This is a genomic window from Aeromonas bestiarum, from assembly GCF_000819745.1.
GTDB lineage: Bacteria > Pseudomonadota > Gammaproteobacteria > Enterobacterales > Aeromonadaceae > Aeromonas > Aeromonas bestiarum.
The window spans coordinates 215,077-224,848 of sequence record NZ_CDDA01000032.1; the positions used below are offsets into that span (position 1 = coordinate 215,077).

The 9,772-nt window shown below is 60.9% G+C and carries 13 protein-coding genes; 9 read left to right on the forward strand and 4 right to left on the reverse strand.

The annotated features are described in order from the left end of the window. Window positions 1-6 precede the first annotated feature (6 nt). The 3 genes from BN1118_RS17105 (at window position 7) to mltB (ending at window position 2,466) form a co-directional block, all read left to right on the forward strand. Window positions 7-672, forward strand: a complete 666-nt coding sequence (locus tag BN1118_RS17105; protein WP_043557223.1) for an ATP-binding cassette domain-containing protein — start codon at window positions 7-9, stop codon at window positions 670-672. Beyond that, a complete protein-coding gene (locus tag BN1118_RS17110; RefSeq protein ID WP_043557224.1) occupies window positions 665-1,285 on the forward strand; it encodes a CDP-alcohol phosphatidyltransferase family protein in 621 nt (206 codons plus the stop codon). Before BN1118_RS17105 ends, BN1118_RS17110 begins: the two co-directional genes overlap by 8 nt. Before the next feature lie 89 nt (window positions 1,286-1,374). Then, on the forward strand, window positions 1,375-2,466 hold the full coding sequence (gene mltB, locus BN1118_RS17115; protein ID WP_043557225.1) for a lytic murein transglycosylase B: 1,092 nt from the start codon (window positions 1,375-1,377) through the stop codon (window positions 2,464-2,466). A gap of 45 nt (window positions 2,467-2,511) precedes the next feature. Here the strand turns inward: mltB and BN1118_RS17120 are convergent, their stop codons facing one another. Continuing rightward, complete coding sequence (locus BN1118_RS17120) at window positions 2,512-2,994, reverse strand: MarR family winged helix-turn-helix transcriptional regulator (RefSeq protein WP_043557226.1); 483 nt, start codon at window positions 2,992-2,994, stop codon at window positions 2,512-2,514. A gap of 95 nt (window positions 2,995-3,089) precedes the next feature. Here BN1118_RS17120 and BN1118_RS17125 point away from each other — a divergent pair, with 95 nt between their 5' ends. Further along, entirely contained in the window at window positions 3,090-3,971 is an 882-nt protein-coding gene (locus tag BN1118_RS17125; RefSeq protein WP_043557227.1) for a DMT family transporter, read from the forward strand. Window positions 3,972-4,076: 105 nt separating this feature from the next. Here the strand turns inward: BN1118_RS17125 and pgm are convergent, their stop codons facing one another. Beyond that, window positions 4,077-5,741: a phosphoglucomutase (alpha-D-glucose-1,6-bisphosphate-dependent) gene (gene pgm / locus BN1118_RS17130; protein ID WP_043557228.1), complete on the reverse strand. Its 1,665-nt coding sequence runs from the start codon at window positions 5,739-5,741 to the stop codon at window positions 4,077-4,079. Between the two features lie 57 nt (window positions 5,742-5,798). Continuing rightward, complete coding sequence (gene seqA / locus BN1118_RS17135) at window positions 5,799-6,308, reverse strand: replication initiation negative regulator SeqA (protein WP_043557229.1); 510 nt, start codon at window positions 6,306-6,308, stop codon at window positions 5,799-5,801. Window positions 6,309-6,598: 290 nt separating this feature from the next. On the opposite strand from seqA, the gene BN1118_RS17140 reads away from it, so the two are divergent. The 4 genes from BN1118_RS17140 to fldA are packed head-to-tail and all read left to right on the forward strand — an operon-like array spanning window position 6,599 to window position 8,521. Next, window positions 6,599-7,363, forward strand: coding sequence for an alpha/beta fold hydrolase (locus BN1118_RS17140; protein ID WP_043557231.1), 765 nt, complete (start codon window positions 6,599-6,601; stop codon window positions 7,361-7,363). A 55-nt stretch (window positions 7,364-7,418) separates the two neighbouring features. Continuing rightward, on the forward strand, window positions 7,419-7,640 hold the full coding sequence (locus tag BN1118_RS17145) for a DUF2788 domain-containing protein (RefSeq protein ID WP_005309702.1): 222 nt from the start codon (window positions 7,419-7,421) through the stop codon (window positions 7,638-7,640). A 20-nt stretch (window positions 7,641-7,660) separates the two neighbouring features. Beyond that, the gene (ybfE, locus tag BN1118_RS17150) at window positions 7,661-7,957 is read left to right on the forward strand and encodes a LexA regulated protein (protein ID WP_005309699.1); all 297 of its coding nucleotides are present in this window, start codon (window positions 7,661-7,663) and stop codon (window positions 7,955-7,957) included. 39 nt (window positions 7,958-7,996) lie between these two features. After that, window positions 7,997-8,521, forward strand: coding sequence for a flavodoxin FldA (gene fldA / locus BN1118_RS17155; protein WP_017412672.1), 525 nt, complete (start codon window positions 7,997-7,999; stop codon window positions 8,519-8,521). 71 nt (window positions 8,522-8,592) lie between these two features. On the opposite strand, the gene BN1118_RS17160 is transcribed toward fldA, so the two are convergent. Beyond that, window positions 8,593-9,066: a DUF4442 domain-containing protein gene (locus tag BN1118_RS17160; protein ID WP_043557233.1), complete on the reverse strand. Its 474-nt coding sequence runs from the start codon at window positions 9,064-9,066 to the stop codon at window positions 8,593-8,595. Window positions 9,067-9,310: 244 nt separating this feature from the next. Here BN1118_RS17160 and fur point away from each other — a divergent pair, with 244 nt between their 5' ends. After that, window positions 9,311-9,739: a ferric iron uptake transcriptional regulator gene (fur, locus tag BN1118_RS17165; RefSeq protein ID WP_042036904.1), complete on the forward strand. Its 429-nt coding sequence runs from the start codon at window positions 9,311-9,313 to the stop codon at window positions 9,737-9,739. Window positions 9,740-9,772 lie beyond the last annotated feature (33 nt).

The window sequence follows — 9,772 nt, forward strand, 5'->3', positions numbered from 1 at the left end:
TTGCCGATGCTGAGCACCACGCCCCTGCGCCTCTACCTCGACGAAAACCTGCTGCTGTCGCTGCCTGCGTTGCAGGTGGCCCCCGGCGAGGTGCTGACCCTGATGGGGCCAAGCGGTTGCGGCAAGAGCTCGCTGCTGGCGGCGCTGGCGGGAGTCTTGCCTCCCAGGGGCCCCATCCGGCTGGAGGGGGAGATACGGCTCGACGAGCGGCTGCTCACCCCCCTGCCTCCCCAGGCGCGGCGCATCGGCATGCTGTTTCAGGATGACCTGCTGTTTGCCCACCTGACGGTGGCGGAGAACCTGATGTTCGGCATGCCCACCACCCTCAAGGGATTGGCGGCCAGACGGGCAGCCGCGCTGGCCGCACTGGCGCAAGTGACGCTGGCGGATCAGGCCGACAAGTTGCCGGGGGCACTCTCCGGCGGCCAGAAGGCGCGGGTCAGCCTGCTGCGGGCCCTGCTGGCCGAGCCGCAAGCCCTGCTGCTGGACGAGCCCTTCTCGCGCCTCGACAAACCGCTGCGCGCCGCGTTCAGAACCCTGGTGTTCGAGCGGCTCAAGGCCAGAGGCATGCCTGCCATCCTGGTGACCCATGACGAGGAGGATGCCCCCGGCACCATACTCGATCTCACGCCCTCTCTTTGTCTGCCAACCGAGGACCCCGACCTTGTTTGATCGCCACCTTATTCCCCTGATCCGCAGCCCCCTCACCCGGCTGGCCAAGCCCCTGTGCCGGGCCGGGATCAGCGCCAACCAGATAAGCCTCACCGGCTTTGCCATCGGCCTGCTGGCGCTGCCGCTGCTGGCCTTTGGCCTCTATCCGCTGGCGCTGGTCGTCATACTGCTCAACCGCTTGCTGGATGGGCTGGACGGCGCCGTGGCGCGGGAAACCGGGATCACCGACTGCGGCGGCTTTCTCGACATCACGCTGGACTTTATCTTCTACGCCGCCGTGGTGCTGGGCTTTGCCCTCGCCGCCCCTGTCAACGCCCTGCCCGCCGCCACCCTGCTGTTCGCCTTCATGGGCACAGGCTCGAGCTTTCTGGCCTTCGCCATCATGGCGGGCAAGCGGGGGATAGAAAACCCAGTCTACCACCACAAGTCCCTCTACTATCTGGGCGGGCTCACCGAGGGGAGCGAGACCATAGCCCTGTTCGTGCTGATGTGCCTCTGGCCCGCGGCGTTTGCACCGCTCGCCTACGGCTTTGCCCTGCTCTGCCTCATCACCACCCTGACCCGGCTCTGGAGCGGTTATCACACACTGCGGCAGCAAGGGCACAGGATGTGATGAACAGGCCCTGCGATGCACTGAGCACTTGCGCATGGATGACAATGTTTTACCATGGCGGCACTCTTTTTCAGGCTCATGAGAACCTTATGCGTCGCCTTGTCTCCGTGCTCACGCTTTCCCTGTTTCCCCTGCTCTACGGCTGCAGCAGCACGCCGGCTGCCAAACCCGTGGTCAAACCCCAGCCCAACAGCGCCTTCATCAACCAGACGCCGCCCAGCCGCCCCGTCTACGGCCAGGGGGTCAGCAAGGGGGATTTTGCCAATCGCAGCAACGTGGATCAGTTCGTGCAACGCATGGTGCAAAAGCACGGGTTTGACGGCGCAGAGCTGCACGGTGTGCTGGCCCAGGCACAGCGTTATGACTGGATCATCCGGCTGATGGATGCCCAGGCCCCCACGCCGAGCAAGCCCACGGGCCCGACCGGCGCCTGGAATCGCTACCGTGCCAAGTTCATCACCCCGGACAACGTGCAAAATGGCGTCAGCTTCTGGCGCGAATACGAGAGCGAGCTCAACCGCGCCCAGCAGGTGTATGGGGTGCCGCCGGAGATCATCGTCGGCATCATAGGGGTGGAGACCCGCTGGGGTCGGGTGATGGGCAAGACCCGCATCCTGGATGCACTGGCGACCCTGGCGTTTGACTACCCGCGCCGGGCCGAGTTCTTCACCAGCGAGCTGGAATCCTTCCTGGTGATGACCCGGGATGAGGGGATGGATCCTACCGAACCCAAGGGCTCCTACGCCGGTGCCATGGGTTATGGCCAGTTCATGCCGTCCAGCTTCCAGCGCTACGCGGTGGACTTCAACGGCAACGGCCACACCAACCTGTGGGATCCGGTGGATGCCATCGGCAGCGTGGCCAACTACTTCAAGGCCCACGGCTGGGAGAAGGGCCAGCCGGTGGCGGTGCGTGGTCAGGGCCAGCTGCCCGGCTATGAGCACGGCTTCCAGACCCGCTACCCCGTCGCCTCCCTGCGCCGCGCCGGGCTGACCCCCACCAGCCCCCTGGGCAATCACAGCGAGTCGAGCCTGCTGCGCCTGGACGTCGGCACCGGCTACCAGTACTGGTACGGTCTGCCCAACTTCTACGCCATCACCCGCTACAACCACAGCACCCACTACGCCATGGCGGTATGGCAGCTGGGGTTGGCGGTGAAGGATGCCAGAGGCGGTTACTGAACCGAGATCCGGCGACAACAAAAACGGGCCCTCGGGCCCGTTTTTTTATTCGTTTTCCAGCAGCCAGCGCTTGAGCAGGGCCGCCAGCTGGGCCTGCTCTGCCTGAGTCAAGGGGGCCAGCAGACGCCGCTCGTTGGCCACGTGCAGCTCGACCGCACGGTCGATCAAGGTCTTGCCCGACTCGGTCAGGCAGACCAGCAGGCTGCGCCTGTCGCTTGGCGCCGCCTGCCGCTCTACCAGTCCCCGCTCGGCCAGCTTGTCGAGCCGGGCCGTCATGGCCCCCGAGCTCAGCATGGCGGATTGATAGAGCACGGTCGGCGTCAGCGGCTCGCCGGCCCGGCGCAGGGTCGCCAGAATATCGAAGTCGCTGCCGAGCAGGCCGCACTCCTTGAGCTCGTCGCTCACCTCGCGTCCGGCGATCGCCGCCATCCGCGCCACCCGACCCAGCACCCCCATGGGCGAGCAGTCGAGATCCGGTCTCTGCCGGGCCCACTGGGCCAGCAGCAGGTCTACATGATCACTGTCCATCTCAGGTCACTTATCTTTTCATCGAGATACTTGATAGTAAACCAATCTAGGACTAGATTATCTTTACTTGAAGATACTTTACAAAGAGATAAATCATGCCTCTGCTGATCGCCCTGCTGGCTCCCCTGTTGTGGGGCAGCACCTATGCCGTCGTCAGCCTCTATCTGACCGACTACTCCCCCTACTGGGTGGCGGTGTGGCGCGCCTTGCCCGCCGGGCTGCTACTGCTGTTGCTGCACCCGCGCCTGCCGCCCCTGCCCTGGGGCAAGCAATTTCTGCTGGCGTTTTGCAATATAGCCGCCTTCTTCGCCCTGCTGTTCGTCGCCGCCTTCCGGCTGCCGGGGGCCGTGGCGGGCACACTCGGCGCCACACTGCCGCTGGTCTTGATGTTGCTGGCCTGGCTGCAGGATGGCACGCGGCCCAGCCTGAAATGGCTGCTGCTGGGGTTGATGGGGCTGGCCGGGGTCTTGCTACTGCTCAACCCCTCCGCCAATCTGGATCCCGTAGGCGTGACCTGCGCCCTGCTGGCCACCCTGCTCATCGGCCAATCCAGCCGCTGGATGCAGCGCTGGCCGGTGAGCGATCTGCTGGCGCTGACCGCCTGGCAACTGCTGCTCGGCGGCCTGATGCTGATCCCTCTCGCCTGGTGGCTGGCCGGCCCCATGCCGCTGCCCTATTCGGCGAGTGCGCCAGGGCTGATCTGGCTTATTCTGCTCAACACGGCACTGGCCTACTGGGCCTGGTTGTGGGGGCTCAAGCGCCACGGCCCGGAGGTGATGGGCATGCTGGCCCTCACCAATCCCATGGTGGCAGTCTCCTGCGGCGTGCTGATGGTGGGTGAAACCCTGGATAGCCGCCAGTGGCTCGGCATAGGAGTGATCCTGCTCTCCCTCTTCCTGATGAAGCTGCCGGTACGGCCCTTCTTCAAGCGCTGGCAAGCCCGCAGGGCGAGCACTGGCCAGTGCGACCGGATGTGAATGCCAGACCGCCTCGGCCGAGAGGAATAAAAAAGAGGAGCCATTGCGGCTCCTCTTTTGGTTTTCAGTCAGTTTTTATTTAGCTTTCAGTGGCTCGATGCAGGCTTAAACACCCGCCTTGGCCAGCGCAGCGGAGACGATCTGCTGGGCTTCCTGCTGGATTAGATCCAGGTGCGCCTCGCCCTTGAAGCTCTCCATGTAGATCTTGTAGATGGACTCTGTGCCGGAGGGGCGCGCCGCAAACCAGCCGTTCTCGGTCACCACCTTGAGGCCGCCGATGGCGGCATCGTTACCCGGTGCCTTGGTCAGCTTGGCGATGATGGGCTCACCTGCCAGGGTAGAGGCTTCAACCAGCGCCGGATCCAGCTTGGAGAGCACAGCTTTCTGGGCGCTGTTGGCCGGGGCATCGATGCGGCGATAGCTGGAGCGACCGAACTTGGCTTCCAGCGCATCGTAGTGGGCCTGGGGATCCTTGCCGGTAACGGCCAGAATTTCGGCGGCCAGCAGCGCCAGAATGAAACCATCCTTGTCGGTGGTCCAGACGGTGCCGTCTTTGCGCAGGAAGGAGGCGCCGGCGCTCTCCTCGCCACCAAAGCCGAACTCGCCGCTGTAGAGGCCATCCACGAACCACTTGAAGCCGACCGGCACCTCTTTCAGGGTACGGCCAATCTCGCCGGCGACCCGGTCGATCATGGAGGAAGAGACCAGCGTCTTGCCGACCGCAGACTCTTTGGACCAGCCGGTTCTGTGGGTAAACAGATACTGGATCGCCACCGCCAGATAGTGGTTCGGGTTCATCAGCCCCGCCTTGGTGACTATGCCGTGACGGTCGTAGTCAGGGTCATTGCCAAGGGCGATGTCGAACTTGTCTTTGAGCGCGATCAGGCCGGCCATGGCGAACGGGCTGGAGCAGTCCATCCGGATCTTGCCGTCCTTGTCCAGGGTCATGAAGGAGAAGGTGGGATCTACCTTGTAGTTGACCACCTCTATGTTCAGGCCGTAGGTCTTGGCGATCACGTCCCAGTAGGCGACACCTGAGCCGCCCAGCGGATCCACGCCTATCTTGATGCCCGCTTTCTTGATGGCGTCCAGATCCAGCACGTTTTTCAGGTCATCCACATAGGGGGTGACGTAGTCGTGCTCGACCACGAAGGGGCTCTTGAGCGCCTCTGCAAACGGCATCCGTTTCACCCCGGCCAGACCGGCTTCCAGAATGGCGTTGGCGCGGTCTTCCACCCACTTGGTGATCTCCCCTTCCGCTGGGCCGCCATGGGGCGGGTTGTACTTGAAGCCACCATCTTCCGGCGGGTTGTGGGACGGGGTGATCACCACGCCGTCCGCCAGCGCCGCCGGCTTGCCAGCCCCTTCCTTGCCAGCGTTGTAGCGCAGGATGGCGTGAGAGATGACCGGGGTCGGCGTGAAGCCGAGGCCTGCCTGAATGCGCGTCTCGACCCCGTTGGCGGCCAGTACTTCCACCGCACTGGCAAAGGCGGATTCAGACAGAGCGTGGGTATCCATGCCGACAAACAGCGGGCCAGTAATGCCGGCCTGCTGGCGATATTCCACCAGCGCCTGGGTCACGGCCAGGATGTGGGATTCGGTGAAGGCATTGTGCAGGGCGCTGCCACGGTGGCCGGAGGTGCCGAAGGCCACCCGCTGCTCGGGGCGGCTCATGTCCGGCTTGTTGAGGTAGTAGGCGCTGACCAGACGGGGAATGTTGGTCAGGTCACTTAAACGGGCCGGCTGACCGGCGTGGGAATGCTGTGCCATGGCGTTGTCCTTGCTTGATGGCGGCCTTGCCCGGCAAGGCCTGAGTCTGATGAAGCGTTAAATTGCGCTGCACACCTGCGCGATCACCTCTTCGCCATAGCCCATGCTGGCCATCAGCTGGGCCACCATGTTCTGCTTGCGACTGGTATTGGTATTGGTGATCACCCAGAACGGGGTCTCCGGCACCGGCTTGGGCTTGGTGGTGCTGCCACTGGCACGCAGTGCCTCGGGATCCTGCGAGAAATAGACGCGCTTGCGCCCCTTGATTTCGGTGGCCTGGGTAAACCCGACCGGGTCATCCCGGTAAAGGGTACTGAGCACCAGCATGAAGCGGTTGATGGACTTCTCTTCTTTTTGCAGCTCACCCGAATCGAGCAGGGCCTGCAGCCCTATGGGGTCGGCAACGACGCGCGGCTGGGCAATGGCGACCGGTTCGGCCGGCGGCACTGCGATGTGCGTGGGGTGTTCCAGCAGACGGCGCAGGATATCGGAGGCACTCTCACCAATGTGCCGGGTCTGGCTGGCGATATAGAAGTAGAGATCGTCATCAAGCTCGATGGTTTTCATAGGGATGCGCTGGACTCGTCGAAATTCGGATGCGGCGATTATACATAGGCAAACCCGGCAGCCCAAGCCAAGGGCTGGCAGATGTGCATGAATCTCATCGAGAATACGGCATAATACGGGGCCAAGTGTGTGATCCTCCGCACTGATAGCGCATCCGGAGTCATTTTTTTTGAAAAAAAACCACAAAAAAATGCCCCTCAAGGAATGAAATCCTTTTCTTTCAGTGTGTTAAAACATCAGGCAAAAAAGCCCACGACCGACAAGGTGTCATTTTGCAACAAAACTCATTATTGAACTTCAAGGAACAGGGCCAGGGCCCGGCCGTTGTGCTGATCCACGGTCTGTTCGGCAGCCTGGACAACCTGGGGCTGCTGGCACGCGCCCTGAGCGAACACTATCGCGTCATCAGCGTGGATCTGCGCAACCACGGCGCCTCGTTCCACAGCGACGAGATGAGCTATCCCCAGCAGGCTGTCGACGTGCTCGCCCTGCTCGATGCCCTGGCCCTGGATCAGGTATCCCTTGTCGGTCACTCCATGGGCGGCAAGGTCGCCATGCAACTGGCCAAGCAGGCTCCCGCCCGGGTCGCCAGGCTGGTGGTGGCCGACATAGCCCCTGTCGCCTATCCCCACTCCCGCCATCAGAACGTGTTCGCCGGTCTCAACGCCACCCTGAACCAGCCGGTGCAGAGCCGCAGCGAGGCAGAGGCCATTTTGGCCGAGCACATCGAGATCGCCGGCGTACGCCAGTTCCTGCTCAAATCCTTCGCCAAGGGAGAGTCCGGTTGGGGCTGGCGTTTCAACGTAGCGGCCCTTGAGCGCAATTACGCCAACATCATGGGCTGGCCCGACAACCAGCATCGATTCGAGGGGCCCGCGCTCTTTATCAAGGGCGGCGATTCGGACTATATGCAGCCCCAATATACCGACACTGTGATGGCACAATTCCCGGCGGCAAAGGCGCGCATCATCGCCGGAACGGGCCACTGGCTGCACGCCGAAAAGCCGGTTTTGTTCAACAAATTGGTTGTGGATTTCCTGTCGACAGGCGGTTAACAGTTTCAAATCCTTTGTGATATAGTGCGCCCGTCATAAGGAGTGTGCGCAATCCATGCTAAGTGAACATATCGATCTGATTGAGAGTCTGGGCCTGAAGTTATTCTTGCTGGCCATTTTCATATTGATTGGCCTGGCCATTCACGACGTACTCAAACGCGGCAACGTGCCCCGTTTTGGTCGAGTCATCGTCTGGTTGGTACTCTGTCTGGGTTGCGCGGGTTTTGTCGCCAAGGGGCTGATCGAATTGGGCTGGGAAGGCTCAGGGATCGGCTAACTTATTTTCATCTGTGATGTATGGCCAAACAGCAAACTGATCGAACAACACTGGATCTGTTCGCAAATGAGAAGCGCCCCGGCAGGCCAAAGACCAATCCACTCCCCCGTGAGACCCAACTCAAGATCAACAAGCGCAACCAGCTTAAGCGCGATCGCGAGAACGGTTTGAAACGGGTCGAGTTAAAGGTGGAGGCCGAGTTGCTGGAGCGCCTGAACCAACTTGCGTTACAACAGAACGTCAGCCGAGCCGAGCTGATCCAATCTATCCTGAAGCAACAGATTGAGTCTGCTTTCGCAGCAGGCATCGCAATCTGACCGTTAAGCATTAACACCAGATACGGGTAACTAAACACTATGGCTAGTGTAGGTCTGTTTTTCGGCAGCGATACCGGTAATACCGAAGCTGTCGCCAAGATGATCCAGAAAGAACTGGGCAAACAACTGATTGAAGTCCGTGACATTGCCAAGAGCAGCAAGGCCGACATCGACAGCTTCGATCTGCTGATGTTCGGTATCCCGACTTGGTACTACGGCGAAGCCCAAGCCGATTGGGATGACTTCTTCCCCGAGCTGGAAGAGATCGACTTCACCAACAAGCTGGTTGCCATCTTCGGATGCGGCGATCAGGAAGACTATGCCGAGTACTTCCTCGACGCCATGGGCACACTGCGTGACATAGTCGAAGCCAAAGGCGCCATCATCATCGGCAACTGGCCAACCGCCGGTTACGAGTTTGAAGCCTCCAAGGCTGTGGTGGATGACAAGCACTTCGTGGGTCTGGGTATCGACGAAGATCGCCAGCCGGAACTGACCGCCGAGCGCGTCAAGGGCTGGTGCAAGCAGCTGCATGAAGAGATGTGCTTGGCCGAGCTGGAGTGATCCGGCAAGCCAGCTACCTCTGACAACAAGGGCCCCGCCGGGGCCCTTGTTGTTTTTGCGATCCGATCTTTTCAGCCACCTCTGTGCTCGGGTTTGGCACGCACATAGAGGGTGCGTTTGACCTGTGCCACCAGCTCGCCACTCTTGTCCTGCACCGTGACCTCGAACTCGGGGAAGTGCTTGTTGCCCCCCTCGGTCGCCGCCACTATGGACGCCAGCTTGCCGTCGGTCAGGTTGAACTCGGCCACCAGCTTGCCCTTGCCCGGCTTGATGTAATTGATGCTGCCCGCCTTGTCCCAGACGTAATAGCGGTTCTTGAAATAGCCCATCAGCATCAGCGGATAGATGGGATCCGTCATCGCAAACATGCTGCCGCCAAACTGGGTACGGTTGGCGTTCTTGTTCCACCAGCGGGACTTGAGCGTCACCCGGCAGTAGCGAAAATCATCGCTCAGCGCCTCTATCTTGATACCTGCGCCCCAGAAGGGGGGCCAGGCGTTGAGGGCGCGGCGCACCCAGGCCGCGTTGTCAAAAAGCCAATCCATGGATCTCATCCGACCAGACAATGAAGAAGGTTACATCTTATCAACATTCGACGGGCGAGCAAGCCGGTGCCGCGATTTCACCAATTCGGCCAGATGGCGGACTTTGCGCTAAAGCCCTTGAATTACTGGGTTTATTTTTAGGTGAGCTACGACCTATAATGACAGGCCAAGCGAGTTCGTGGTTGCCATTCCAGCGGCAGTCAATCAGAATAACCACACCTTCGAGAATGCGAATAAGTAGAATATGGCAGACAACAACCAAGCGTTAAAAAAGGCCGGGCTCAAGATCACCTTGCCCCGCGTCAAAATCCTGGAAATCCTGCAACAGCCGGATTGCCAGCACACCAGTGCGGAAGATCTGTACAAACGACTGATCGACCAGGGTGAAGAGATTGGTCTCGCTACCGTATATCGCGTTCTCAACCAGTTTGATGATGCCGGTATTGTTACCCGTCACCACTTCGAAGGGGGCAAGTCGGTGTTCGAGCTGGCCACCCAGGAACACCACGACCACCTGGTCTGCCTCGATTGTGGCAAGGTGATCGAGTTCTCCGACGAGGTGATCGAGCAGCGCCAGCGCGACATCGCCAAGCTGCACAACATTCGCCTGACCAATCACAGCCTCTATCTGTACGGCCACTGCGCCAACGGCGACTGCAAGCACGACGATTGATAGCGGCTTGTACCGGTCAATAAAAAAGCCAGC